The organism is Dapis brunnea BLCC-M229 (genome assembly GCF_050015995.1).
GTDB lineage: Bacteria > Cyanobacteriota > Cyanobacteriia > Cyanobacteriales > Microcoleaceae > Trichodesmium.
The window spans coordinates 13,421-39,648 of sequence record NZ_JBNHEP010000095.1 but is presented as its reverse complement, the minus strand read 5'-3'; the positions used below and the strand labels follow the sequence as shown (position 1 = coordinate 39,648).

21 protein-coding genes and 2 pseudogenes are annotated in these 26,228 nt (G+C 36.9%); 7 read left to right on the top strand and 16 right to left on the bottom strand.

Going from position 1 to position 26,228, the window contains the following annotated elements; translation table 11 throughout:
• Positions 1-263 precede the first annotated feature (263 nt).
• Positions 264-1,124 carry an aldose epimerase family protein gene (locus tag ACP6PM_RS11245; protein ID WP_426584619.1) on the top strand — a complete coding sequence of 287 codons (861 nt, stop codon included), beginning with the start codon at positions 264-266 and terminating at the stop codon, positions 1,122-1,124.
• Between the two features lie 697 nt (positions 1,125-1,821).
• Here the strand turns inward: ACP6PM_RS11245 and ACP6PM_RS11240 are convergent.
• The 8 genes and pseudogenes from ACP6PM_RS11240 to ACP6PM_RS11205 all read right to left on the bottom strand — a co-directional run bounded on the left by ACP6PM_RS11240 (position 1,822) and on the right by ACP6PM_RS11205 (position 14,179).
• Complete coding sequence (locus tag ACP6PM_RS11240) at positions 1,822-2,604, bottom strand: calcium-binding protein (RefSeq protein ID WP_426584617.1); 783 nt, start codon at positions 2,602-2,604, stop codon at positions 1,822-1,824.
• Between the two features lie 482 nt (positions 2,605-3,086).
• Positions 3,087-3,566, bottom strand: a pseudogene (locus tag ACP6PM_RS11235) (transposase); the annotation flags it as partial.
• Between the two features lie 370 nt (positions 3,567-3,936).
• Positions 3,937-4,992 (bottom strand): glucokinase, encoded by a 1,056-nt coding sequence (locus ACP6PM_RS11230; RefSeq protein ID WP_426584615.1) that lies wholly within the window; start codon positions 4,990-4,992, stop codon positions 3,937-3,939.
• A 301-nt stretch (positions 4,993-5,293) separates the two neighbouring features.
• The gene (locus ACP6PM_RS11225; protein WP_426584614.1) at positions 5,294-5,863 is read right to left on the bottom strand and encodes a Uma2 family endonuclease; all 570 of its coding nucleotides are present in this window, start codon (positions 5,861-5,863) and stop codon (positions 5,294-5,296) included.
• Positions 5,864-6,090: 227 nt separating this feature from the next.
• Positions 6,091-9,219 (bottom strand): efflux RND transporter permease subunit, encoded by a 3,129-nt coding sequence (locus ACP6PM_RS11220; RefSeq protein ID WP_426584612.1) that lies wholly within the window; start codon positions 9,217-9,219, stop codon positions 6,091-6,093.
• Between the two features lie 515 nt (positions 9,220-9,734).
• Complete coding sequence (locus tag ACP6PM_RS11215) at positions 9,735-10,754, bottom strand: DMT family transporter (RefSeq protein ID WP_426584610.1); 1,020 nt, start codon at positions 10,752-10,754, stop codon at positions 9,735-9,737.
• 1 nt (position 10,755) lies between these two features.
• Complete coding sequence (locus ACP6PM_RS11210; protein ID WP_426584609.1) at positions 10,756-11,853, bottom strand: Rossmann-fold NAD(P)-binding domain-containing protein; 1,098 nt, start codon at positions 11,851-11,853, stop codon at positions 10,756-10,758.
• Between the two features lie 427 nt (positions 11,854-12,280).
• Positions 12,281-14,179 (bottom strand): HlyD family efflux transporter periplasmic adaptor subunit, encoded by a 1,899-nt coding sequence (locus ACP6PM_RS11205; protein WP_426584607.1) that lies wholly within the window; start codon positions 14,177-14,179, stop codon positions 12,281-12,283.
• Between the two features lie 559 nt (positions 14,180-14,738).
• Here ACP6PM_RS11205 and ACP6PM_RS11200 point away from each other — a divergent pair.
• Positions 14,739-15,362 carry a TetR/AcrR family transcriptional regulator gene (locus ACP6PM_RS11200; RefSeq protein ID WP_426584605.1) on the top strand — a complete coding sequence of 208 codons (624 nt, stop codon included), beginning with the start codon at positions 14,739-14,741 and terminating at the stop codon, positions 15,360-15,362.
• A 71-nt stretch (positions 15,363-15,433) separates the two neighbouring features.
• On the opposite strand, the gene ACP6PM_RS11195 is transcribed toward ACP6PM_RS11200, so the two are convergent.
• Complete coding sequence (locus ACP6PM_RS11195; RefSeq protein ID WP_426584603.1) at positions 15,434-16,303, bottom strand: NAD(P)-dependent oxidoreductase; 870 nt, start codon at positions 16,301-16,303, stop codon at positions 15,434-15,436.
• A gap of 508 nt (positions 16,304-16,811) precedes the next feature.
• Here ACP6PM_RS11195 and ACP6PM_RS11190 point away from each other — a divergent pair.
• The 3 genes from ACP6PM_RS11190 (at position 16,812) to ACP6PM_RS11180 (ending at position 20,335) form a co-directional block, all read left to right on the top strand.
• On the top strand, positions 16,812-17,408 hold the full coding sequence (locus ACP6PM_RS11190; protein ID WP_426584601.1) for a hypothetical protein: 597 nt from the start codon (positions 16,812-16,814) through the stop codon (positions 17,406-17,408).
• Positions 17,409-17,725: 317 nt separating this feature from the next.
• Positions 17,726-18,526 (top strand): Rpn family recombination-promoting nuclease/putative transposase, encoded by an 801-nt coding sequence (locus ACP6PM_RS11185; protein ID WP_426584599.1) that lies wholly within the window; start codon positions 17,726-17,728, stop codon positions 18,524-18,526.
• 213 nt (positions 18,527-18,739) lie between these two features.
• Positions 18,740-20,335 carry an ammonium transporter gene (locus ACP6PM_RS11180; RefSeq protein WP_426584597.1) on the top strand — a complete coding sequence of 532 codons (1,596 nt, stop codon included), beginning with the start codon at positions 18,740-18,742 and terminating at the stop codon, positions 20,333-20,335.
• 97 nt (positions 20,336-20,432) lie between these two features.
• Here ACP6PM_RS11180 and ACP6PM_RS11175 read toward each other — a convergent pair whose 3' ends face one another.
• The 5 genes from ACP6PM_RS11175 to ACP6PM_RS11155 are packed head-to-tail and all read right to left on the bottom strand — an operon-like array spanning position 20,433 to position 22,201.
• Positions 20,433-20,570 (bottom strand): hypothetical protein, encoded by a 138-nt coding sequence (locus ACP6PM_RS11175; protein WP_426584675.1) that lies wholly within the window; start codon positions 20,568-20,570, stop codon positions 20,433-20,435.
• On the bottom strand, positions 20,539-20,670 hold the full coding sequence (locus ACP6PM_RS11170) for a zinc ribbon domain-containing protein (RefSeq protein ID WP_426584595.1): 132 nt from the start codon (positions 20,668-20,670) through the stop codon (positions 20,539-20,541). Before ACP6PM_RS11170 ends, ACP6PM_RS11175 begins: the two co-directional genes overlap by 32 nt.
• Positions 20,645-21,247 carry an RNA-guided endonuclease InsQ/TnpB family protein gene (locus tag ACP6PM_RS11165; protein ID WP_426584593.1) on the bottom strand — a complete coding sequence of 201 codons (603 nt, stop codon included), beginning with the start codon at positions 21,245-21,247 and terminating at the stop codon, positions 20,645-20,647. The genes ACP6PM_RS11170 and ACP6PM_RS11165 overlap by 26 nt, the downstream gene beginning before the upstream one ends.
• Before the next feature lie 7 nt (positions 21,248-21,254).
• Positions 21,255-21,788, bottom strand: a complete 534-nt coding sequence (locus ACP6PM_RS11160) for an RNA-guided endonuclease InsQ/TnpB family protein (RefSeq protein ID WP_426584591.1) — start codon at positions 21,786-21,788, stop codon at positions 21,255-21,257.
• Complete coding sequence (locus ACP6PM_RS11155) at positions 21,779-22,201, bottom strand: ATP-binding protein (RefSeq protein ID WP_426584589.1); 423 nt, start codon at positions 22,199-22,201, stop codon at positions 21,779-21,781. Before ACP6PM_RS11155 ends, ACP6PM_RS11160 begins: the two co-directional genes overlap by 10 nt.
• 259 nt (positions 22,202-22,460) lie before the next feature.
• Here ACP6PM_RS11155 and ACP6PM_RS11150 point away from each other — a divergent pair.
• Both ACP6PM_RS11150 and ACP6PM_RS11145 read left to right on the top strand, forming a co-directional pair.
• Positions 22,461-22,628 (top strand): annotated as a pseudogene (locus ACP6PM_RS11150) (DUF433 domain-containing protein).
• Between the two features lie 53 nt (positions 22,629-22,681).
• The gene (locus tag ACP6PM_RS11145) at positions 22,682-23,113 is read left to right on the top strand and encodes a DUF5615 family PIN-like protein (protein WP_426584668.1); all 432 of its coding nucleotides are present in this window, start codon (positions 22,682-22,684) and stop codon (positions 23,111-23,113) included.
• Between the two features lie 161 nt (positions 23,114-23,274).
• Here ACP6PM_RS11145 and ACP6PM_RS11140 read toward each other — a convergent pair whose 3' ends face one another.
• Positions 23,275-24,261, bottom strand: a complete 987-nt coding sequence (locus tag ACP6PM_RS11140) for a heme o synthase (protein ID WP_426584584.1) — start codon at positions 24,259-24,261, stop codon at positions 23,275-23,277.
• A gap of 422 nt (positions 24,262-24,683) precedes the next feature.
• On the bottom strand, positions 24,684-25,598 hold the full coding sequence (locus tag ACP6PM_RS11135; protein ID WP_426584582.1) for a COX15/CtaA family protein: 915 nt from the start codon (positions 25,596-25,598) through the stop codon (positions 24,684-24,686).
• Positions 25,599-26,228: the final 630 nt, after the last annotated feature.

Here is a 26,228-nt window from a genome sequence, read left to right as displayed (position 1 = left end):
ACTATTTCTCTCTAGGCAATAAAAGGAAAAATTTGGCGACTCCAGCTCCGGGAGCTTCAGGAAATGAAATGACTATTGTTCAATAGTAATAAAAGGAAAATTTTCATCCGGCAACTCCGGGAGCTTCAGGGAATGAAATGACTATTGTTCAATAGTAATAGAAGGAAAATTTGGCGACTCCAGCTCCGGGAGCTTTAGCAAATGAATAGCTTTTGAGACAATTTTGTGAGACGTTAATAGCAGTTGTTTAAGGAAAATTATCTATGTCTACTAATCCCGGACAAAATCAACCCTACATTCTTTCCGATGAAGCTACTCAATCTCTAGTAGTTGTTGTTCCTGAAAGAGGTGGCGTTGTTACTGAGTGGCGCACTCAAGACCAAAAAATATTTTACATGGATAAAGAACGTTTTGCCGATCCGACTCTTTCGGTGCGCGGTGGTATTCCTCTATTGTTCCCCATCTGTGGCAACCTACCTGACGATACCTATACTCTAGACGGAGAAACTTACAAACTTAAGCAACATGGTTTTGCTCGTACCCTCCCTTGGGAAGTTACACAACAGTCTACCGAGAATGGTGCAAGTATTACTGTGACTCTCCGCAGTAATGATCAAACTCTGGCAATTTATCCGTTTAATTTTGAGTTGAATTATACCTATATATTGCGAGGTAATACTCTAGAACTACGATATGCTCACACTAATTTATCTCAAAAACCAATGCCATTTTCTACAGGTATTCACCCTTATTTTGCTGTGAGTGATAAGAGTCAATTAGAATTTGATTTACCTTCCAATGAGTATAAGCTCAAAGGCGACCCAAATGTTAATACTTTTTCTGGAGTGTTTGATTTTGACGCCGAAGAAATTGATTGGGCATTTGTTAATTTGTCAAAACAATCAGCAGTAGTGACCGATAAAAGTCGCAATTTAAAGTTAACTATTAACTACGATAGTAATTACTCAACTTTAGTTTTTTGGACGGTAAAAGGTAAGGATTTTTATTGTTTAGAACCTTGGACTGGTCCTCGGAATGCGATGAATACTGGGGAACATTTATTAATAGCTGAACCTGGTAAAACTGTGGAAACAGTAATTAGTATGACGGCAGAACTGGGTTAATTTTAAATAGGACAATTAACCTTATGTAGCAATCCTAAAAAATAGGTTGTAATATTTTATCGTAGGGGTTTGGTATATAAACCAAAGCGAAAGAGGGATTTAGAAACTAAACCCCTACAGTTTTTTTTCACAAATAATTTAAGAATAGTATATAGAACCCATTTGGGATCTATTTAAAAATAGATGGGGAGATGGAGGAATGGTAAATATGAGGTAATTTTTTTACCTTTTTCCCGTATTCTATTTTTCGATCTCCTGACTTCTGACTCCAGGCTCCTGACTCCTTTGCCAAAAACCCGCACCTTTACAAAGATACCAAATAGGTTTCTATAGCGTTTCCCAATCTAATGAGGTACAGTTGTTTTTCTTCTTTATATTCCTATAGAACTATAATTACTACTCCCTAAAACCCATAAATTTTGTACCTCACACTTTTTGGGAATTATAGAATATTCTCCTAACGTTAAAGTTGATTTCTATTACTTCTCCCGCAACTCTTGTCCTGCAAGGAGAGGGGAGAAAAGTGTCCCTACTTACTAATGGGAAATAACATCGTCAAAGTATTATAAGTGATATCATGTCCGCTTGAATACTTATACTTTGGTGGAAGGAAGGCAGAGGACAGAAGGGTTTTTTACAATTGTGACTTAACTCTATACACAAACGATGCTACCGGACATGATATGATAATGCTACACTATATGAAATCATCCCCAGTAATTAAACTTGCATCAATACCTGAGATACTAGCTAAAGTTTCCCCAGAAGAAGTAACACTAATCACAGTCAAAGTGCCACTGCTGACAATATCTAACTCATCAAAACCTACTCCATCTAATTCAATTATATCTATACCATCCTCAAAATCTTGAATTACGTCTACACCCATTCCTGGACCAATGATGAAAGTATCTTTGCCTGAACCGCCAATATATGTGTCGTTGCCTATACCCCCATTCAAGAGATCGCCGCCATTACTAGCATCAAGGATGTCATCACCATTGTCACCGAATAGTTTGTCACTACCTCTGCGACCATAAAGTATGTCGTTGCCTGCTCCTCCAGTTAAGTAGTCCCCTAAGTTACCTCCATCTAGGGTGTCGTTGCCATCCCCTCCAGACAATGTATCTCTTGCACCGTAGCTGTAGATTATATCATCACCTGTAGTTCCTGAGTAATTGTCTGCACTTGCAGTACCTAGGAAAGTATCGACCATATCATTAACACTAATAGTCAACTCCTCTTCATAACTAGCTAGACTTGCATCAGTAGTTTGTACTCGGATATTGTAACTAGACTGAGTTTCATAGTCTGGAGAACTATTGATTTTTAGTTCGTCTCCCTCAATAGTGAAAGCTGCATTGTCCGTGTCTCCGGTACCGCTGACTAGGGAATAAGTAAAGGTATCTCCATAGGAAATCACAATTTCTTTTTTTCTCTTGAAATAGAAGGCAATAAAGCCGAATTGATTAATTATCAATTATCCATTGGTAAGTTTAGTAGAACGGTAGAGAGATTTCAATCTTACACGCTGGGACACCAGAGAAATACTCCTTCCCTGATGAGGAGATTAGTCGAGACGCGCTCTTATAACAATTTTATAAATTTTTGCTACAAATATTTGGACTGTTTCTAGTGGACTGTTTCATCTAAAAAGGTGCATTAGAATAGCCAGCTAAAAGTTACTCTTGCTAAGACAAGCGATATAGCTGCCGCACTTGCTCCGCCAACGCTAAAAAGAGACGACCAAAAACAAGCGATATAGCTGCCGCACTTGCTCCGCCAACACTAAAAAGAGACGACCAAAAACAAGCGATATAGCTGCCGCACTTGCTCCGCCAACGCTAAAAAGAGACAGCCAAAAACAAGCGATATAGCTGCCGCACTTGCTCCGCCAACGCTAAAAAGAGACAGCCAAAAACAAGCGATCGCTATTGAATTGATGGTAATAATTATTGGGTATTAGGCAGTTTCAAAAACCGGATAAAGATGTTTAAGTTTAACTCTGGCATCATCACTCGAAAATTGCCAGCTCACCTTAGAGGCAGTTTGGTTACGTTCGGTTTGCCATGCAATTAATTCTGTTTCTAATTTTTCTTTGCTACAAATTCTTCGGTCTAAACATTGTTTTGATAAAATACTTAGTTCAATCTCAGCTACATTTAACCAACTGCCATTGCGAGGAGTATGGTAAATTTCCAATCTTCGAGCTAAACGGTGGGCTTCTGGAGCCGGAAATGCTTCATAGAGAGAAGCGATATTATGGGTATTGAGATGATCACAAACTAACTTGACTTTTCGAGCATTTGGGTAGTCCACATCCAATAATTGTCGTACTTCTTCTGCCCAATCTATTCGAGTCCGACTGTCTCGGTTGTTCACCCGTCGCCATCCTCTGTTAGGATCAAAAAACATGAATAAGGCTTGTACTCCTTCACGAGTATTCAGTATAAGTAGCTTTTACGATCATTTTTTGCTATGAAACAATCTATTCTAGTAAATTTGCATCTGACTTAAACTACTTTGGCTGACTCAACTATTCGTAACATTCTTTTTTCGGTGTTGCACAATTAGGAATGATGAAATCTGAAAGTAGATATTTTTGGATAATTCTTTCCTCAATATATATACAGTTAAAAATCTATTATCATTCTTTAATGTGCAATCCCCTTTTTTCAAATTGGTATTACAACAATCAGGACTTACGCATGATGTAGGAAAAACAGGATTTGAGATTGCTTCCCTGTCGGTCGCAATGAGGAAAATACATTGTAGTGCGTAAGTCCTAACAATATTATAATTTCCTACTTCCCTATAAATTAGAAGCACGAATTGCTGCACCAATTAATCCCACTTGAGGATTTAATACAATATGAACAGGCACTTTTTCTAATAACGGTCTCATTCGCCCCTTACGGTTAAAAGCCTCCATAAAACTGCCTGACTTCATAAGTGGGAGAATTTTACCAGCAATACCTCCTGCTACATACACACCACCATAAGGTAAAAGTTTCAGTGCTAAATTTCCCGCTTCCGCTCCATAAGCTTCTACAAACATCTCCAAAGTTTGCTCACACAAGCGATCGCTCTTTTCTAAAGCAGCTTTCCCAATAACCGCCCCTGGATCTACAGTAATTTCACTTGAGCCAATTTCTTTTTCCCACTGTCTGACTACATCACCTATTTCTGGAGACTCTGTGGCAGATTGGCGATCGCGTAAAAACTGATAAACTGCGACAATTCCCATTCCCGAAACTACCCTTTCCACAGAAACTCGGTCTATATTATGCTTTGCCAACAAATATTGTAATAGGTGAAATTCTAACTCCGAGCGTGGGGCAAAATCAGCATGACCTCCTTCTGTAGGATAAACTTTAATTGCCCCTGCTCCCCGAATCAAAAAACATTGTCCTAATCCTGTACCGGCACCAAGTACAGCTATTGGAGCATCAGCTTGAGGTTCCCCTGGTTGTAAAGTCTCCAAATCATCAGTGGTTAAACCCAAAATTCCATAACCTACTGCTTCAAAATCGTTAATCAAACTAATGTGAGATATCTCTAACTCCTTTTCCATCAATTTTGCATCTAGCATCCAAGGGAGATTAGTCAATTTAACTGTGTTGTTAACAACTGGTCCAGCAATGGCAAAACAAGCTTTTTCTGGTTTTTGTTTCTGTCCTAACTTCTCACTCGCTTCTTCCAGGAATTTATTTACTATAGGTACTAAATCTGGAAAATCGTGACTGGAGTAACGATTTTCATAAAGATTTCGCAGTTCCACCGCAGCTTTTGATTCTTCTCGTTTTGCTTCTACCAGTTGTAGTATTGTTTTAGTACCGCCAATATCACCAGCTAATAATAATGTCATAGACTATATCCTCCTGAGCAACTGTTTAATTTTTATTATCATACCTTGCTTAGTGGAAGGATAATGATCTAAATACCAATTTGATAAGTGGTTGTTATAAATAGTTAGGGTACTTCTTAGAAGTCAACGCACCCCTAACTCATCCCAGGAGAGGAAGTTAAAACTCAGGAGTCAGAATGAATAACTTCTTACTTTTTAGTAATTTTTGGTGTATAATTTATCTTATTAGTCAAAAAGACATCTCTTCTAAAGTCTTTTTATAGTCCTTATTATTTGTAACATTCTTTTTTCGTGCATGGTATTAGTTTCCCAGACCCAATATTTGATCGACAGTTAAACTCACATCATCAAAAGTTTGAATAATTAAGCGACCGCCCCGAAAAAATTGCTGCTGCTGCTGATAATTATTCCCCACAATTTCCCAGTAAACTTCTACTAATTCTTGATTAATATCTATCAACCACACCTCAGAAATTCCATTCTCAGCATACAAAGGTATTTTCACTCCCCGGTCATATTTAATAGTTGAATCTGCTACCTCCACCAATAAAAATATATCTTCTGGTTGTGGATGTTTTCCGGCATAATAATCATCACGCCATCGTAGCAAAGTTAAATCTGGTTGTGGTTCACTCTCATCATTTAAGTCTATAGGATTCTGAATATCAACTATTGCTTTTCCAGATAATAGTTGATTAAAAATTCCATTTAAACGCCTGACAAAACCAGCATGAGGAATACCGATCGGTGCCATTTTAACAATTTCTCCTGCTATTAATTCTACTCGGTCATCTTCTTTAAGAATACCTACTTTAGCCATTTGATGATATTCCTTGACAGTAAACTGTCGTCTTTGTAATTCTACAACCATAATTACCTCTTTGGAGATTTGCAAATATGTAGTAACATGATGTCCGGTTGAATAGTTATAATTAAAGCTCGTAGTATTGCTCTAGTCCTATCTATAGTTCGGGCTAAAGCCCTACTACAAACAAAAATTTTTTTATCACTAATTATCCGGAGATGATGTAATTGACTATTATAACAGTTATTAGACTAGGCAGAAACCGGGTTTATCAAGTTGTGACATGATATAAACTATTTATTCTGACTCCTGACTCCTGACTCCTGACTCCTCCCAAAATTAACTAAAAGTAAATAGCAACAAGGAACAAGGTAGAGAGCAACAAGAGTCGAACCACCAACACCACCAGCGATCGCTACAGCTAGAGGTGGCCAAAAGCTACCACCTTGTACTAACAAAGGAACAAACCCTATCATTGTGGTTAAAGTTGTAGCAACTACATGACGAGTGGAACCCATGACGACTTGGCGAATAGCTCGTCGGTTGCCTGTGGATGCTTCGGGGTCTTCCAGGATGGCAGCTAAAACTACTACTGAGTCATTAATGGCAACTCCCACCAAACCAAATGTTCCGATCAGACTCATAAAACCGAAGGGATAGCCAAATAACCATAAACTGAAAAATCCTAAACCAATGGCAGAAATAGCAACTATTCCAATAATGGCAGTTGCTCGGAAGGAATTCAAGGATAACACTAAAATTGAAGTTGCTAACAAAAATACAAGAGGCAGTGTAGAAAACAAATTTGCTTCAGAATTACCTTGTTGTTCGGACTCTCCAGCAACTTCCAACCAATACCCGGATGGTAACTCAAAGTTTGAATCATTTAACCGTTGTTGCCACCCCTGCAAAACTTCAGAAGGTAACACCCCAGCAGCAATAAAACCTTGAATTAAATTTACTCGTCTCCCATTACGTCTTCTAATAACTGAAAATTCTGGCTGTAATTCTAATTCTGCTAAAGCTGATAGGGGTATTGTATCAGTTGCACTAAATCGGTTTTGATTTAGACTAGAGTTAGTGGGTTGTAAGTCTAGAGATGTAATTTTGCTAACATCTCCCCGTTTAGCGTTCGACACTCGCACCCGCACTGGTAATTCCTCAGTATCTTCAATTATTGAACCTCCTAAATTTCCCTCCAATGAGGTTTCTAATTGTTGGGAAAGAGAGGCACGATCTAATCCTGCTAAACGAACTTCTTCCTCATTCACTTGTAATTGTAATTGGGGTCTAATTTCGCTTAAAGTGTCGCGGGTGTGAGTTAAATTAGGGACTTGAACTAAAAGACTTCTTGCTTGTTCTCCTAATTCTTGTAGACGCTTTAAGTTAGGACCATAAATTCTCATTGCTACTGGTGCATCAAAAGGAGGTCCTTGTTCTAATTTTCTAATCAAAATTTGAGTTTCAGGAAATGCAGTATCAACTTCTGCTTGTAGTTTATTAACTAATTCTGACTTAGCAATTGAATTTAACTGTAAAAATCCTTGAGCATAATTTGCAGCTTGTCTACCTGACGTTATATTATAGAAATACCGAGGAGAACTACGTCCTAAAAACCATTGTAATTCTTCTATTTCTGGATTTTTTAAGATTAATTTTCTGATTTCTGTAGCTGTATTTTTTGTTTTTTCAATAGAGCTTAAAGCCGGTAATTCTAATTCTATTTGTAGTTGGTCTCTATCTACTGGAGGAAAGAATTGTTTGGGGAGATTTCCGACTTGAATCAAACCAATTATTGGTAAAGTTAAACCTAATAATATTCCTAACCAGGGAGTGCTAAATATACTTCGTAGAGTAATTTGGTAAAGTTCAGCTAAATAAGAATTTGTAAAACCTGTTTGCCACCATTTTTGTTGAAAATTATGGGAATGATGATGATATCTATTGTATAGTTTACCTGCTAAACCAGAACCTATGGTTAGAGAAAATAATAAAGAGGAAATAACAGCCAAAATCACACTAATACCAATCCCACCAACAAATTCCCCACCAGTTCCAGGCATTAAAACAATTGGTAAAAACGCTAGAGCTGTAGTTAAGGTTGATGCTGTTAATGGCAAAAATAAATGATTAATTGCTTTATTAATAGCAGTTTCAGCTTCCAGTCCTGAAACCATATTTTTAGTAACTTCATCAACAACAATAATTGCTGTATCAATCAATAATCCTAAAGCTACAATTAATCCAGTTATTGACATTTGATTTAGATGAACATTCAGAAACTTCATCATCCCCAAAACCATACAACTAGATAAAGGCAATGCCAAACCCACAACAATAGCAGATTTCCAACCCATTAAAAATACTGTAATCCCAAATACCAGTATTCCACTCATTAATAGATTTAAAATCAGACTTTTTAAGCGGGTTTCAATATAATTACTTTGATTAAAAATAATCTCAAGTTTCAGACCTTGACCAAGTTCTTTACGGAATTTCTCTATCACTGCTTCTGCCGATCTTGCCCATGAGTCTATTTGATAATCTGATTCTACGAATGCAGCTAAAGTAGAAGCAGGACGACCATTAATTAATGCCAGTTCATTCGGTGGTTCAGCAATTGTTTTTCTGACTTCAGCAATGTCACTAAGTCGAGTAAATTGCCCTTGGTTACTAAAACTAATTGGAATATTTCTAATCCGCTCCAAGGAATCTAAATCTGAATCAACTTCCAGGAGTAAATCATTATTTTGACCGCGAAATAGACCGGAAGAAACCTTAGCATCACTTTGTTGAATTTGTGCTGATAATTGTTGGGGTGTGATACCAATACTAGCTAACTGAGCAGCATCAATTTCTACTACTATTTCTTCTTGAGGATTACCAATTTCGGCAACTTTTTCTGTTCCTGGTAATGCTAATAATTCATCTTTCAACAATTCAGATAAACGGGTAAGAATTGCATAATTAGGTTCAGTATCTTGTTCCCAAGTTAAAGCAGTAATCATAGCATAAGCTTTAACTTCAAGTTCTTCTAATCGTGGTTTACTTGTACCAGCAGGTAATTGGGCATCAACTTGATTTAATTGCTCTCTAATTCTTAACCAAATTGTATCAGCGTTTATTGCTTCTACTGAATCTAATAATTCAATCTGAATAATTGAAGTTCCCGCTCTCGAAGTTGAATCATAGTTTTTAATTTCTTCAATTTCAGATAATTCTGCTTCTATTTTTTCTGTAATTAATGTTTCTACTCGTTCCGCATCAGCTCCCGGCCAAAAAGTTGTGATGACTGCAAGGCGGGAAGTTAATTCTGGGTCTTCGAGTCGTGGTAATGTGAAAAAGGATGATGTTCCCCAGACGACAATTATTAGTATTGCCAGTATTAATAATCGGAAGTTTCGATAAAATAAGGTAGTCATTTTAGTTATCAATTAAAATAAAGTAGTAGCGCGTCTAGATTTATTTTGTGGGTAAGTTTAAAAAATTAAGACCTCTCCCCCAGCCCCTCTCCTGCAAGGAGAGGGGAGAAATTCCCCCTTCCCTCCTCCCCCCTTTCAAAGGGGGGCAAGGGGGGATAGGAAGGGGGTTAGGGGGTTATATTATGTTCGGTTAAATAGTTATTAGAATTAAAGTTCGTAGTAGGGCAAGAGCCCTATCTACAGTTCGGGCTGAGAGCTATAATACAAGCAAAAACTTTATTATAAGTGATTATCCGAACATGATATTAGGTTTTTTTATCCACAATTTTAGCCTAGACACGCTAGTAGTCATTTCAGTTATCAGTTATCAATCAGTATCTCCCCCTAAAGTAAGAGGTTTGAGACCTTATTTTTTAGTCATTTTTCTAGGTTAAAATCAATACTACAGTGGCAGGAAAATATAGATAGATAGGATAATTTTTGGCGTTGGTAAATATTGCTATATCATATTATTGTTACTTTCTAGCAGCACTACTTGAAAGTCCAATATACAACCCTATTAGGATAGTAGTAAATCCTAGTAAATTCTCAATGCTCAAACTCTGATTAAAAATCAGCCATGCTTCAATTGCAGTAAAACATGGGCATAATAAATGCAATAAAGCAACAATTCCTGAAGAAACTGTCTTGAGACAATAAGCGATCAAAGCTTGGCCTACTCCCTGACAAACAACTGCCAGAGCAATGACAGATAACCAAGCACTAAGAGTATGGGGAAACAGAGTATCTCCGTGAATCAGAAGTAAGGGGAAAATCAGAATACAACCAATAAAACAACATCCGAAAACAATGCTGATGATATCTAGCTTATCCCGCAACTTCTCGATCGCTAGTAGATACCCACTGTAAAAAAGAGCAGAAATTAGGGCTGCTATATCACCTTCAAATCGGTCAAACCCAAAACTTAAATCTGCGACTTCTATACTAATTGCTCCCATGATAGCAAGCAACATCCCGAATATAAATTGGTTGTCGAAGCGTTGATTCAGAAATAGGTATGCCCCCAAGGCAGTAAATATTGGAGTCAAGTTGTGCAAAATTGTAGAGTTGGCAATACTCGTATGCTCTAAAGACCAAGACCAGATTACTTGATTAGCACAAAAACAAAATCCGAGGAAAATTCCTATGATTATGATATCCCGACTCCAGGTAAAATTTTGAGTCAATGAATTTTGACCAAGTTGCTCAGTTGAATAGATACTATTTTCAGGATCTAGCTCTTGGTCAGAATCACGAAAATGTTTAAATCCAATCCATCCTCCGTAAAGAACTGTTGTAATCCAAAATCGACTGAAAACTACCGAACTTGGGTTGAGATCCTGTTCTCCCAAGTGAATGAAAATGGATGAAAATGAAACGGCAATTAATCCTAACAATAACAGACAAATTTTTCCAGAATAGGATGTAAAAAATGTCTGAGTTTTAACAGTAATTGAATTGTTAATAAAATTCTTGTACTGGGCTAAAAATTCCATATTAATCACTAACTACTGATTTACTCATAGAAAAAACTTTTCTGTCTCCTGCAACGGCTTCCAATAGACTATCTAAATGATCGAGTAGACCTTGGGAAATAGTATAAGAAGCATAAGCTGGGCGGTAGCTTGGCATAGCATTACAGCCGTTGTACCATATAGAATGATTTGCTTTACGGATGAGCTTAACTGGTTCTTCAAGTTCAGTAACATGAGTAAAATCAGCTCCATGACCACATTTATGCACGGGATCAATAAATGCCATGTTTGCTTTTAGCTGATGGAAGCTATTTTCAGGAACAAATATCCATTTTTCTTGAATCTGAGAAGGAATCGTTGTGTTAACGATAATGTCTGCTTCAGCCAAAATGCCATCTATTAAGGGTTGCTTTGAGCCTTCAGAAAACAGTTCATAAGTATTACCCAAACTATATTCCATCTGTCGGTATTCAACTCCTGCCAACTTATCCTCAACAACAATAGGCTGACGCTGAGTGAAAACTACAACCCTTTCAACACCTTGTGAAAGCAACTCTGCAGTAGCACCTCTGCCCATATTACCATAACCAAGAACTACTGCTAGTCGTCCTGATTGGGCAATGGCTGGAGAAGAAGGATCGAGCTTTTGTAGCTCTGCAAGGGTTTGAGCAACCCCACATTCGCCAGCAACATAAGCATTCCTGTAGAGTATTTTTTGCTGTCTTCCTTCAGCGTGGGTATTTAGATATTCAAGGTCTAAAAACTTTATATTTGTAATATTTGTCAAATTTTTAGGAGAAAGTGGAAGATGATTAAACCAACCGATTAATGTACTCCCCGGTCGCATATATTCCCATTCATCTTTTGGCTTGAGAGAAACAACTATATCACTCAAGTTAAGTAGACTAATTCTATCTAAGACCTTACAACCTAATCCAATCAAATGAGTATCTGCTGATTCTAGGAATGTATGAGACCCAAATTCCTGTTCAAAAATGTATTCCTTAATTAAGGGATGATTTTGTTTTTCTGTTGTTAAATGTTCCCACCATATTGGCGAGCGCATCTCTTTCTCAAATTGAGAGTGACTAATGAATCCTAGAGAATATTGCTTTGTCATAATCAGCCCTAATTAACTACTATGCTTATACCATTTTACCTTAGATATGTCACATATATTTTCCTGTAGATTTATAGGATGCTAGCTTTATGTATAATAGGCATTTAGTGAAATAGTATTACCAATAAATTTTTGCAGGATTTTTTCCACTAATTGTTAATCCTGCTATAAAACGTTTTTAAATTTAATATTATAACAGGCAAGGTAAAGCTTAGAAGATTCCTAAATACTCAAACTCAGTCATGGATTACTCCCGACTATTTTTTGAATTCAAAATTAAAAATTCAAAGTTCAAAAATTTTGGTTTATTCCTTAATTTCAATAATTGTTTAATTAAGGATTCAAGCCTCATTCTTTAGAACGAAAAAATCAAAAATATTTTCCTGATTTCAAGCCTCTGACTTTAGGCAGAAATTATAATTTTGAATTAATTTGACTTCTGAGTTCTAACTTCTGACTTCACAAACTGCCCAGGAACTAATTGATTAGTCCCAGTTGTCACAACCAAATCTCCCGGTTGCAATACTCCCCGCACTAAACTCCGCTCTCCCTCCGTATGCAAAACCTCAACCATTCTTTTTTCAGTCTGATAAGTTCCCAGAGGTAAATCCAAATCTGACTTATCGGGAGAAACCAGAGCAAAACAAGCCAACAACCCCCGCTCTCCCCAAACCAAAGCAGAAGTCGGCAACCAATATCCCTCCATATTTTCAATCTCATTAAGTTCCAAACGAACAACAGTACCCGGAGCAACAGCTTGAGGTAGTGCCAAAATCACACTTTGAGTCCGAGTCGTAGAATCTACCTCTGGTAAAATAGACAGCACTTTGGCACTATAGGTTTTCTCTCCCACCCTTACTTCCTCCACACTACCTATTCTCAAACGACTAGCTTGAGTTGGCGGCACCCCAACCCGAACTTTCCTGTCACCACCCTCGACTAAACGCACAACACTCTGACCAGTATTAACGTTAACGACTACTCCCTCATCTAAATGACGGACTGAAACAGTGCCAGAAAAAGGAGCATAAATAATACTTTTTCTCAAAACAACATCAATTTCAGAAATTTGTGCTTCAAAACGTTTTACTTCTGCTTTTTGAGCTTCTATCTGTTCGATGCGAGTTCCGGCAATAAGTTCATCTAACTGACTTTGTACCTGACGCACCCTAGCTCGTTGAGCTTCTATCTGTTCGATGCGAGTTCCGGCAATAAGTTCATCTAACTGACTTTGTACCTGACGCACCCTAGCTCGTTGAGCTTCTATTTGTTCGGAGCGAGTTCCGGCAATAAGTTCGTCTAACTGACTTTGCACCTGACCAACTCTAGCTTTTTGAGCTTCTATTTGTTCCGAGCGAGTTCCTGTTTGTAGTTTTTCTAATTCACTCCGCGCTCTCTCAAGTCTGGCATTGAGAGTATCAGTCTCGGTAGAAGCTTCATCAAGCTGTTCTTGAGAAATTGCTCCTTCTTTATAAAGTCCTTCACGTCTTTTTTCTCGAATTTCAGCTAATTCTACTTGTTCCTCTAAGTCTAATAATGCCGAACGCGCTGCTTCAATATCTTCTATCCTTGGTCCCGTTTGCAGTTCTTGTAATCTAGCTTGTTCTTGAGCTAGGGATGCACGAGTCGCTGCAATAACTTCTACCCTGGGTCCCGTTTGCAACTCTTGTAATTTGGCTTGTTCTTGAGCTAGGGATGCACGAGTTGCTGCAATAACTTCTATCCTCGGTCCCGTTTGCAATTCTTGTAATTTGGCTTGTTCTTGAGCTAATGATGCACGAGTCGCGGCAATAACTTCTACCCTCGGTCCGGTTTGTAGTTCTTTGAGGTTGGCGATCGCTCTTTCTTTCTGAGCTATTAATACTGCTCGTTGGGCTTTTGTTTGACTGGTGTCCAGTTGGGCGATAATTTTTCCCTTGGCTACTTTTTCTCCTTCTTCTATATATATAGATTTAAGTAAACCCGATTGCTCGAAACCAAGTTCGCTGGTTCTTTTTGCTTCTACAATTCCTGTATAACTTTGAGAAACTGAGTAGGAGTTGACTAATTTTATGGGGATAGCTTGAACAGATAGGATATTCGGAAGAGAACTTTCTGAGGTTGGTTTAGCAGAAATCTTTTGATTCTGGAGAAATTTTAGACTGCCAAAAGTTATTGCTAAAATAATTACTAGGAGGCTAACCCCAATCAATTTCTTTTCTTTCCCTTTCGGTTTAAAGTTGGATACCTCAGATTGGATTGGTAAAGTTTCTATCTCATCAGTTAAAATTTCTACTCTACCATTTGTTTCATCAGATTTAGAGTCTAACAATTTTTGCTCTGTCATTGGTTTGTAGTTTAAAGATTATTTGTTGAATAAATCTAAAAAAGGGCTGAAATATACTGAGTCCTCTGTCCGGAGTTTGGTCACTAAACCCCTACCTTTGCTATTAGTTACAGATTTTTCAAGATTTAATATTTTTTTAATAAATACTCCCTAGCTTAACTATATAGATAGTAGTCACCATTACTATTAGGACATTCTCAAATTTAGTTACAGCAAGAATGTAGGGGCGAATAACCATTCGCCCCTACTGACTTCACCTAATAGATGGCCAGATTTTGGGTAATACTATGTCCGGATAAGAGCGTGATGAAAACACTTTTTTCCCTATCTCCTGTCTCCTGTCTTCCCCTCCTGGGAGGGGTTAGGGGTGGGTTGCCTCCTGTCTAATTATTTATAACTGTTCAACCAGACATGATACGATTTAGAGTAAAAGTGGACATTTAAAACAGTCGTTTGATTTACTACAATTAAAACATACGTTTAAAATAATTGCAAGGGTAGCTGATTGATGATTAAATCAAATAAAGCTGCGTATTCTGGAAAACAAACACAGGATTGAATGGGTAAAAACTCAACTATTGATACAAAGGAGCAAATTCTCAATGCTGCCGAGAAACTATTTGCCTCTCTAGGCTTTGCCGGAACTTCACTAAGGGCCATAATTCGGGAAGCGGATGTGAATTTGGCCGCCATTCATTATCACTTTGGCTCCAAAGAAGAACTATTTAGTGCAGTAGTCCGACGAGTAGCACAACCCATTGTCGAAGAACAACTACGACAACTGACAATTCTAGAAGAATCAAATAACCTCCCTTCAGTGCCAGAAATTTTCACAGCTTTTGTCACCCCTCCCCTACAGATGATTCAACAGGGATCGGAGGAATGTCGGATTCATGCACAATTTATGGGGCGTTGTCGTGCCGAACCCTACCCAGTCCAGAAACTAGCAGAGCAAGAATTTAGAAACAGTCAACAAAGATTTCTATATATACTAACAAAAGTGCTACCCCATCAATCTCCCACAGAATTAAAATGGAAACTTGATTTAGTAGTTGCGATGCTAGTGCGAACTTTGAATCAAATGGAGCAATCAGAAATATTTAGTGAGGATAATTTAGTTGAAGATATTGATGAACTTGTGCAGCGTCTTGTGACTTTTATTAGTTATGGAATTAGTGCTTAATTTTATTTGTAGTAGGGCTTTTAGCTCGAAGATAGATAGGGCTAAAAGCCCTACTACGAGCCTAATTATAACTATTCAACCGGACATGATATAACTGCTGAAAACAAAGCAGAATAATCTGAATCTGATAAACCTAATTCAATAGTTTTCTCTAAAACTTTACGGACTCCTTCTTGAATACTTACATCAAGTCCTACAGATTCTGCTGCATTAATAAATATATTTGTATCCTTTAATAAATGCTTGACTGGGAAATTAGGATTTTCGTAATTTCTATCCAACATCCGTTGTAATTTTTTATCAAATGTTGGAGCATATAAAGCACTATCTCGAACAATTTGCATAAACATATCTACATCTATTCCTTCCCGAATTATTAATCCTAAACTCAGAGCAAAAGCTGTTGTTAAAGAACCAATTAATTGATTCATTGCTAACTTAATTGCAGCAGCACTACCTACTGCACCAATATGTAACGGTTCGGGACTAAATATTTTTAATAAACCAGACCATTTTTCATATTGTTCTGGCGAAGCTCCCATCATAATAATTAAACTACCAGATTTTACTTGTGGAATACTGCCTAAAACAGGAGCTTCTAAATATTCTCCGCCACAACCTACAACTTCATCTCTAATTTCCTTACTTTCTGTAGGAGAAATAGTTCCCATTTGAATTACTGTGCGACCGGATAATTCCGCTTTTGAACTGTCAGATAAAAGTACATTTTTAAGAGCTTCAGCATTAGTCAACATCAAGATTAAACATTCTGAATTTTGAATAGCTTCTGCCGGAGAATTAGAAATTTCAACCCCTACTTTTTGTAAAGGTTCTAATTTAGATTTAGTCCGATTATAAGCAGTTACGATATGATTAGCTTCTAACAGTTTTTGAGCCATTGGTATACCCATTAAACCTGTACCTAAAAACCCAATTTTCATCAGTATATTTTCTCTAGTTTTTTAAATTTTAATACCATGAATTTTGATGTTTGTCAAAAAATGATATAGTAAGATGAAATAATTGGTGAAAAAAAACTGTAGGTGTTTGATTGAAAAATCCAATTTGCGCTTGGGTTTGGAGACCAAATCCCTACGATAAAATATTACAATCTATGGGCGGATTTCTATAGTATTTAACAAACTAATTCAAAGCAATGATATCTAGGAATATTGTGCGAAATTTGCGAAGAAAATGCTATGATAATATAAATATTTGTATGAATTTGAAAGGCAAAAATCTTTAGTTGTTTGATGAATAATTTGCAATTTATAGGTGATCCTAAATCACCTAATTTTAGAGTAAATAATTTACTAAATGGTATTGATTAACAACAAAAATATCACTTACTAGAACCTATTTATTCTTATTTATATCCCAATCTAAAACTACCAATCAATGATATTATGACTACTTAGAAAATCCTGAAATGAAAATCCGATAAAAATTATGCCGTATAGTAAATTTACTTTGAGTAAAGTCGTAGAAGATTTTCAACTGACTATCATTGAAGGCGATCGCTTTGTGCCGGAAGTTTCCCCAATTAACCCTACTACTTTACTGAAAGATACTCTTAAAGAAACAATACCTTGGGCGATCGCCGTGGGTAGTGAAAAAGCTCGTTCCGAAGGAATTATTAATCCAGTTTTATTAGAAGTAAAACGTCAACTCAAAGGAAAAATTAGTGTTTTTTCGGGTGAAGAGTTCGCAGTACAACCAGAAGTCGATCTGACTGGGTATGTTGATTTTCTCATTAGTCGTTCTCCAGAGCAATTGTTTATTAGAGCGCCTGCGGTGGTTTTGGTTGAAGCAAAAAAAGAAGACCTGAAGCCAGCTCTCGGAGAATGTTTAGCAGAAATGGTAGCAGCTCAACGTTTTAATCAACAGAAACAACAACCAATTTCAACTATCTACGGTACAGTGACAAGCGGTACAGTTTGGCGGTTTCTCAAACTAGAAGAGCCAACAGTAACAATTGATTTAACAGATTATCCATTGCCACCGGTTGAACAGATTTTGAGTTTTCTAGTTTGGATGGCAAGCTGAAGTCAGAAGTTAGAAGTCAGAAGTAATATAAAATCCGGATAATTACTATACCCAAGTCATTGCGACTGGAACGGAGTGGAAGGAAGCAATTTCCTAAACCTATGAGATTGCTTCCTATCGTCGCAATGACAACTATTCAAGCGGATTTTATATAATCTCTGATATCAAATCCTAATAATTAGTTAAAGTTCTGAAATCTAAAGAGCGATTTATCCTATATAATCATTAAGTTTTTGACAAAATAAAAAAAATCCTCAAACTTTTATAACCAGACATTCACGATAATATAGTTATAACTCTGACAAAAAAATTTTTTAATGAAAACAGACAGCATATTTTACAGACTATTCTTAGAGATGCCTGGTGTTTATTTTCAACTCATTGGTGAATCTCCCACTCTCGCAAATTCTTACAAATTTCGGTCAGTCGAAATTAAACAAACAGCTTTCCGTTTAGACGGTGTATTAGTTCCCAACATCGAGTCGCCAACTACTCCCATCTATTTCGGTGAAGTGCAAATGCAAAAGGATACAGCATTTTACCGTCGGTACTTTGCCGAGATATTCCTCTATTTGCATCAATACGAAGAAACCAAGTATTGGCAAGGGTTAGTAGTGTTTCGTAACCGCGATATCGAACCCAAAGATACTCAATCTTATCAAGCTTTATTAAATAGCAGCAATGTTACCAGAGTTTATCTGGAAGACTTGGGGGAGGAAGCTTATGATAACTTGGGTTTAGGTATAGTCAAGTTAATAGTAGAAGACGAAGCAAAGGCAGTGCAACAAGCAAAAATGCTAGCTGCCAAAGCAACGGCTGAACTAGCAGACGAGACTGAACGGCAAAAAGTGTTAGAATTAGTCAAAACAATTATTTTATACAAATTTCAAGATTTAGAACCAGAGGAGGTCATAGAAATGTTAGGCATGGAGGACTTTAAAAAATCTCGACTTTATCAAGGAATTAAGCAGGAGGGTATAGAAGAGGGGAGATTATTAACTAAGTTGGGAATGGTTTCTCTATTGTTAAAACTTGGCTTGACTGTAGAAGAGATAGCACAACAGTTGGAATTAACTGTGGAGCAAGTCCAACAAGCTGCTCAAAATCAGTCTAATTAGGTCTTATATCATGTCCCGATAATAAGTGATAAAAAAAATTTGTTTGTAGTAGGGCTTTAGCCCCGTCTATCTTAGGGCTTTAGTCCTACTACCAGCTTTAATTATAACTATTCAACCGGACTTGATATTACTGAAGGCGATCGCTCTTCAAAGGCGTTTTTTTGTCAGAGGCGATCGCTAGATTCAAACAGTTAGTTTTCTTACGGAGGTTTAATGTTAGGCAAATCTACAAATAAAAACTGGTTCTCAGGTTTTAGGTATCTCTGTTTATTTTTGGCAACTATCGTAGTTTTGATAAGTTGCCAAACAGCTTTAGCTAATGGTGGTGGTAGGGAAAATGATTTTGCAGCAGTAGAGAATATCTGGCTGTTATTAGCTGGCGCTCTAGTATTTTTTATGAATGCTGGTTTTGCTCTGTTGGAAGCGGGTTTATGTCGCAGCAATAATTCTATTAATGTCTTGGCGAAAAACTTAATTGTTTTTTGTGTAGCAGCGATCGCCTTTTGGATATTTGGTTTTGGTTTGATGTTTGGTGATGGGTTAGATCATCCTGTTTGTACGACAACTTCCAATCAAAATGACCAAAAAATAGTTAGTTATCTGGGGCATTTTTCTCCCACAACAGAATATAATCAGTTCGAGCAAAAGTCACAATTTATTCTACTGCCAAAAGATGATAATCCGCTAGGTTTCCCTGAAGAAAAATTTTCTTGTTTGCAGCGTAAGTTTCCCAAACGTTCCATAGCGTCTCTATTTTTCTTTCAATTAGCATTTGCTGCCACTGCAGCTACTATTGTTTCTGGAGCAGTGGCAGAAAGGATTAGTTTTTGGGCATTTTTCTGGTTTAGTTTTATGTTGGTAGGATTTCTATATCCTATTGTTGGTCATTGGGTATGGTCAGAATATGGTTGGCTCAAACAAGGATTTAATTTTGTAGATTTTGCAGGGTCTACCGTTATTCATACTGTGGGAGGAACTGCTGCTTTAGTAGGTGCTATACTACTTAAACCAAGATGGAATCGCTTTGGATATGACCCCCATGAAGATTTATATAGTAGCGTACTGTCCGAAGATATGCCTCCTGAGTTTGAAAAACAAGAGTATTTTACTTATCCAAGTAATTTAACATCTGCTACTCTTGGATGTCTCATAATTTGGTTAGGTTGGTTGGGTTTTAATGGTGGTTCCACATCTGAGTTACAAAATATAGGTCATATAATTATCACAACTATAATGTCTGCAGCAACAGGTGGTGTAGTTGCCATACTATCGACTCCCATAACTGCTTTATGGTCTCAAATATTTGAAAATAATCCAGAAACAGGAAAACCCGAACTTTCATCACTTATTAATGGTATCTTAGGTGGCTTAGTTGGAGTAACTGCTTCTTCTGCTTATATTGATGTTCCTATTGCTATTCTCATAGGTGCTGTTAGTGGAGGAATTGTTACTGGGGGTAGCATACTTTTAAGGTCTTTAAAAATTGACGATCCTGTAGGAGCCATTCCCGTTCATCTTTTTTGCGGATGTTGGGGTACTCTAGCAGTATTTTGGAGTCTCAGAGGTACTGAAGTATATCAGGATAATTATAATGTATTAGGTCAGCTAGGGTCTCAAATATTAGGATGGTTAATTGTTTTTATTGTTATTTTTGTTCTCAGTTGGATAGTCTGGGTATCTATTGGGTTAATTTTATATAGTTTCGATATAATTATTGGGATTGACATCCTCCCGACGTTGGACTTGCGTGACAACGCGGGATTCCCATCCATCAAAACAAGCGAAGTTGAATTGGCTCAGGGCGGGTAGACGACTCATTGCTGCTGGCTAGCTTTTCACGGCGAGTCTTACGGCTGCTCCTCGTCTTGTTTAATGTCTCGGACTGCCCGCCCGCGACTACAGCCTCCTACGGAGGAGTTACCCTAACAAAAAGTGATAGTTGTAAAGGTGTCTCAAGTTCAACAATTTCCTCAACTTTGGTTATCGGTTGAGTTATTTCTGCAATTGTTTCACTAACAGTACCCACGAATATTGATAGCAGCATTGAGATCACGGTCATGTACAGTTCCACAATTCAGACAAGTCCATGCTCTAACATCTAATTCCTTTTTACCTCCTTTAAAACCACAATGAGAACAATGCATGGGAAGTAGGTTCCCACCTAGAAATAACTCTAAATTCTCTCCCATATTTCTCACATTTGGCCTCTGTTAAAGTTCTAAATTGTCTCCATCCTAAATCACTAATTGCTTTAGCTAATTTGCGGTCTCTTGGTGCGCGTTCCCTTGGGACTGGCGTCGTCGCGGGGTCGCACCGCTTTTTAACCATACCGGAAACGTTTAAGTCTTCTAATACGATAGTGTCGTATTTTTTGACTAAATCAGTTGATAGCTTGTGCAGGAAGTCTGTTCTAATTTCCTTAATTTTGGCATGGAGTCTAGCTATTTTCAATCTACGTCTTTCACGACGTTTACTACCAGGCTGAGTCTTGACAAATTTACGTTGAAATTTTGCTAACTTTTTGAGGTTGTTTTTCAGAGGCTTTGGTGCGTTAATTTTCTCGCCGTTGCTTAAAGTTGCAAATGTGCTAATACCTAAGTCAATTCCGATTGAATTATTAGACTTAGGCAAATGTTGTGCACAAGTTTCTACTACAAAACTAGCAAAATAACGATTGGCTGAATCTCTAATAATAGTTACAGATGTAGGCTGGTTTGGCAATTCTCGCTTACCAAACTATTTTTATCTTACCTACTTTTGGCAGATATATTTTGTCTTGGCCAATCCTATAATTAGCACCTACAAATCTTGCCGTTTGCTTTGACCTTCTTGACTTGAATTTAGGTGGTTTAGCCTTAATCCCTTTCCTTTTACCAGTACAACTATTAAAGAAGTTTCTGTAAGCTTGCTCTAAGTCTTTGAGAGACTGTTGTAATGGAGTAGAAGCCACCTCTTTTAACCAAAGTAATTCTCTTTTAGCTTGTGTTATGAATTGTTTAGTTAAATCAGTATATGAAGGCTTTTTAATGCCATTAATATACAACTGATTACAATGTGCTAAACTTTGATTCCAAACATACCGACAACAACCAAATAATTGATTTAATTTAGTTATTTGGATATGGTTTGGATAGATGCGGTATTTGTACCTAGCTTTCAATTTTATCGACCTGTTACTAATATTAGTTGCGTTTGTCATAGCATGGGTTGGTATTCCCATACGATGCTCCCCTGCGGGAGAGCGCGGGTCTTCTACCAACATTTAGATAAAAATTTATCTTTTTTCCCAATATGTCTAAGTATCTGACGTATGTCTCTTATTTCTATTATTTCTTCTTTTAATACATCATCAATCTTACTCTGTAAATCTCCATCATCTTCAGCTTCATTTCTTAACTCTTTCAACACTTCTTGCCAAAAACTATTTGATGTAAATGACCCGCCGCAGTTGTGATAAACAATCAAAGCTTCTGAAAAATTTAATCCTTTTTCTTCCCAAAAAATAGGAGATTTTATATAGTTGAGTAAAGATGATTTACCCATACCAGAACCACCATCAATAGCTACATGACCGCGATTATTAATTTGGTCAAAAATTGTGTAAAGTTCAGATGTTCTACCGACAAACTTTTCTGGAGGAACAGGTTCAGTAGGAAAGAATTTAGTTGGTGGCATAATTTAGATAAATTTTTTGACTTTTAGGTTGACTATAATTTTCAATTATATCAAGGTATTTAAGGTTGCTAAATGTTGGACATTTTCTTGATTGATTAATTATCTCAATATCATATTTTTAAGTATTTGTCAAGCCCAAAATTCCCAAACTAAAAGGTAGACAAAATGCCTACCTGAAACAAAATTATATTGTTTAATTACAACTCAAATAATTAAGAAATACAATAATAATTTAATCAACTAAATCTATCAACTAAATATGTCAGAACAAAATATTATTACTATCGAGCCAGGAAAACGCAGTGGAAAACCTTGTATTCGAGGTATGAGAATAACTGTCTACGATGTACTTTCCTATCTAGCTGCGGGGATGACTTATGAATAATTATTAGAAGATTTTCCTTATTTAACAAAACAAGATATTTGAGCTTGTCTTAGCTATGCTGCTGAACGGGAACAACAAACTTTAATAGTACCCAAATAAAACTTTTATTCGACCATAATTTATCGCCTCGTTTAGTTTCGCGTTTAGCTGATATTTATCCACATTCTAGTCATCTTTATTTTTTAGGATTAGACCAAGCTAGCGATCGAGATGTTTGGCAATATGCTCGCGATAATCAATATATTATTGTCACTAAAGATGCTGATTTTTATGATTTGGTGATTTTACTTGGTTTTCCTCCTCAGTTAATCTGGATAAGAGTAGGAAATTGCACAACATCTGAAATTGAGATACTTTTACGTTCTCGGTATGATGATATTGTAGCTTTGAGTCAAGATGCTAGTAATTCAGTTTTAGTTATATATTTAGAGTTGTTGGGAATTAAGCTAAAAAAATGCCTAAAACCCTTATCAGTCAAAGTTTATAGCATTTTTCGACTATCAAATCTTGAAAACCTTATAGAGTGAGCTTTTGAGCATTGTTAAATTTTTATTTCCCAACAACTCTATGAATTTCCCCATTACCATGATTTTTACTATTTGTCAAACTACAAATTGTCAAACAAAAAGGCAGGCAAAAAGCCCACCTAAAACAAGATTTTATTAGTTTAATTATTGTTTAATTAAAACTAAGATAACATTGCCATTGCGCTACCAACAAAAGTCTGCAAGTTATCCACTAGAGCGGTAGTAATTCCATGAGTAAAAGGCAAACTGTCAATAACCATTACTAAACACAACAACATCATGTAGTAAATGGAATACTTAAAGAGCGATCGCGCCACATCTTTATTAGAAGGATCTTTCAACAACTGCCAAGCTTTCTTAATGAAAATTGCACCGAGGTAAGTTGCCAACACAGCATAAACTACTCCACTTGCGTGTAACGGATAAACCAGCAACAACGTCATAGGAATCAAAATCAGAGTGTAAACCCAAATCTGTCTAGCTGTTTCCTCATTTCCTTCAATCACAGGTAACATCGGAACGCCCACTTCTTTATATTCATCACGAATATAAATTGCCAATGCCCAGAAATGAGGAGGAGTCCAGACAACAATTATTGCAAACAGTAGCCAAGCTGCCCAACTTAATTCTCCTGTAACAGCAGCCCAACCTACTAAAGGAGGAATAGCACCAGCAGCACCACCAATTACAATATTTTGAACACTGTGACGTTTTAACCAGTGAGTGTAAATACCAACATAAAAAACTATTCCAGACATTGCCAAGAGTGCTGCGAGTAAATTAGCAAATACTGTGAGCAAAGTAAATGATGTTGCTGCCAGAGTCAATGCAAAGATCAGAGCATGACGGGGTTGAACTCTCCCAGAAGGAATAGGACGCCAGCGAGTACGCTCCATAATATAGTCAATATCGCTGTCGTAGATACAGTTGATAGTATTAGCTGCACCTGAAGCTAAAGTTCCACCAATTAATGTCACGAATAATAGAAGGGGAGATACTTCTCCTTTTGCACCCAACCACATTCCTGCTGCAGTTGTTATCAGTAGCAGCAGAATAATACGGGGTTTTGTGAGTTGATAATAGCTTTTAATTACCTGTAGGATATTATCATGGCGTCGTGGAAGACTATGAGAAATAACTTCTTGCATGGATTTTAATTTGTTAATTTTCTGTTGAAACTGGTTATTCTTTCCGCGCTCTAAAATTTATGGGCAATATAAAAACGGATATTAGTGCCAGTTAATTTCTGATGTTAGCCAGTTTGAAAAATTTAGTTATATGATGTCCGGTTGAATAGTTATAATTAAAGCTGGTAGTTTTGCTCTAGCCCCGGGATAGATAGGGCTTCAGCCCTACTACTTTATCACTTATTATCCGGACATGATATTACTTAACTACCTGGCAATTTTAAATTTATTCGCTTCCGTTCTACTAAACTTACCTAAATTGATATTTTTGAGTTTTGGCAGCTCAGTTTATGCTTCTGTGAGAATCACTGACTACAGATAGCTAACGTTTCTAATCTAATAACTCACAAAAGAGGGGTATATTACTGTATCTGTATTAACAATTAGACATTTGCAACTTGTTGATCGCGTAAAGCAATAACAGTAAATGCTACTAAAGTTCCCAGTAATGCTGCTCCTACAGCTTGGTGAGAGACGGTTAACAATTCAATTTGTAGACGTAACCGGAAGGTCATAACCCCCAAACCTATCTGAGCTAATACTAATAAACCAGCCCAATTTGCTAACTTTCTTAGTAGTGGATGTAAGGCAGAGGTGCGCCATGCCATTACTACTAATGTTACAGTTGCTAAGGTAGGGGGAACAACGCCAGCAATATGACTGTTCATTACTGTACAAAGTTGAGTAACTCCAAAACACTGATGTAATGCCCATTGAGAAGCAACTAAGCCACCTAATAAACTTTGTACATAAACTAGAATAGCAGCAGTTAATCCTACCCAAGGTAACTTTCCAACGTTACCAGTACCTTTGTATGGCATTAGGGATATGCCAATGACTAATAAAGTCATAAAATAAAGTAAAGCTGTACCCAGATGAGCAGTGACAATATCAAAACGTAATAGTTGTGTAACCGTTAACCCACCAAGTACACCTTGGAAAACTATGAGACCAAAGGCAAAAGTGGATGCCCAAGGTAGCCATTTCGGCAGTTCTTTTCTATCCCACCATGACATACCCATGAGAGCGATCGCGCCAAAACCGATTAAACTGGCATCTAACCGATGGAACCATTCTAAAAATACTTGTAGGTTCATTTGTGCCATTGGTACTAACTTACCATAACACAAAGGCCAGTCAGGACAGGCTAAACCTGCATTCATCACTCTAGTAGCACTACCAATAGCCATCAATATTAGGGTTGCTACACATAGTTTCCATACTAACGCACTAATTCGTTCCCGTGCTTGAGACTGAGAGTAAATAATTCTATTGTTATTTAAAACAGAGTTGGCCATAATATTTTTAATTAGCTTTAATCTGTATCTTCCTAAATTCACAAAATCCTGAGTATTGACTCAGAAATAAGCATCACACCTAAAAAAATATAAATGTGTCTGATTTTTGTTACTATAAGGGATACTTTTGGCAGAGTTGTTGAGCTTTAGAAAGTTTTCTGATTTTAATTTTTATTCATATTTTATTGCTGTATATGTTACCAATTTCCAAAAAAGTTAATAATAAACTTTTTCTCATATTTCCAACTAGTAAACTATGAAACTTAAGAGTATATTTTTAATTTTAACTTAGAAATAAGTAGAGTTTAGGGTGATTTATCAGTGCAATAGTTAAAAAAAAATAAACTTTACTTAGAGAAATTAAACTTTACTTAGAGAAATTAATAGATAAGATGGGGAAACCTAAAATATTTCTAAAAAGTAACAATTCTATCTAGTTATAGGTAAATTGTTAGTCTAAGCTAGATAGTTGAGTATGACAACAAGTCACAGACTCCTCTACCTAAGCTAGTGCTAGTAACTGTTGGCAATAATTTGAATGCTAACTTAAATCTAGCTATGGCGGTCAGTTCGACCGTGGCAGCCTGTGGACTGGATAACGCCGACGTTACCAGGTTGAAGCAGGAATAG

Excerpts from the sequence above, each read along its gene's own strand:
- ACP6PM_RS11225 (WP_426584614.1), bottom strand. The coding sequence starts at position 5,863 with ATGGTTGTAGAATTACAAAGACGACAGTTTACTGTCAAGGAATATCAT.
- ACP6PM_RS11155 (WP_426584589.1), bottom strand. The coding sequence starts at position 22,201 with ATGCCACCAACTAAATTCTTTCCTACTGAACCTGTTCCTCCAGAAAAG.
- ACP6PM_RS11160 (WP_426584591.1), bottom strand. The coding sequence starts at position 21,788 with ATGTTGGTAGAAGACCCGCGCTCTCCCGCAGGGGAGCATCGTATGGGA.
- ACP6PM_RS11190 (WP_426584601.1), top strand. The coding sequence starts at position 16,812 with ATGCCGTATAGTAAATTTACTTTGAGTAAAGTCGTAGAAGATTTTCAA.
- ACP6PM_RS11195 (WP_426584603.1), bottom strand. The coding sequence starts at position 16,303 with ATGAAAATTGGGTTTTTAGGTACAGGTTTAATGGGTATACCAATGGCT.
- ACP6PM_RS11210 (WP_426584609.1), bottom strand. The coding sequence starts at position 11,853 with ATGACAAAGCAATATTCTCTAGGATTCATTAGTCACTCTCAATTTGAG.
- ACP6PM_RS11245 (WP_426584619.1), top strand. The coding sequence starts at position 264 with ATGTCTACTAATCCCGGACAAAATCAACCCTACATTCTTTCCGATGAA.
- ACP6PM_RS11170 (WP_426584595.1), bottom strand. The coding sequence starts at position 20,670 with ATGCATTGTTCTCATTGTGGTTTTAAAGGAGGTAAAAAGGAATTAGAT.
- ACP6PM_RS11140 (WP_426584584.1), bottom strand. The coding sequence starts at position 24,261 with ATGCAAGAAGTTATTTCTCATAGTCTTCCACGACGCCATGATAATATC.
- ACP6PM_RS11135 (WP_426584582.1), bottom strand. The coding sequence starts at position 25,598 with ATGGCCAACTCTGTTTTAAATAACAATAGAATTATTTACTCTCAGTCT.
- ACP6PM_RS11215 (WP_426584610.1), bottom strand. The coding sequence starts at position 10,754 with ATGGAATTTTTAGCCCAGTACAAGAATTTTATTAACAATTCAATTACT.
- ACP6PM_RS11200 (WP_426584605.1), top strand. The coding sequence starts at position 14,739 with ATGGGTAAAAACTCAACTATTGATACAAAGGAGCAAATTCTCAATGCT.
- ACP6PM_RS11175 (WP_426584675.1), bottom strand. The coding sequence starts at position 20,570 with ATGCTGCTATCAATATTCGTGGGTACTGTTAGTGAAACAATTGCAGAA.
- ACP6PM_RS11205 (WP_426584607.1), bottom strand. The coding sequence starts at position 14,179 with ATGACAGAGCAAAAATTGTTAGACTCTAAATCTGATGAAACAAATGGT.
- ACP6PM_RS11230 (WP_426584615.1), bottom strand. The coding sequence starts at position 4,992 with ATGACATTATTATTAGCTGGTGATATTGGCGGTACTAAAACAATACTA.
- ACP6PM_RS11180 (WP_426584597.1), top strand. The coding sequence starts at position 18,740 with ATGTTAGGCAAATCTACAAATAAAAACTGGTTCTCAGGTTTTAGGTAT.
- ACP6PM_RS11185 (WP_426584599.1), top strand. The coding sequence starts at position 17,726 with ATGAAAACAGACAGCATATTTTACAGACTATTCTTAGAGATGCCTGGT.
- ACP6PM_RS11220 (WP_426584612.1), bottom strand. The coding sequence starts at position 9,219 with ATGACTACCTTATTTTATCGAAACTTCCGATTATTAATACTGGCAATA.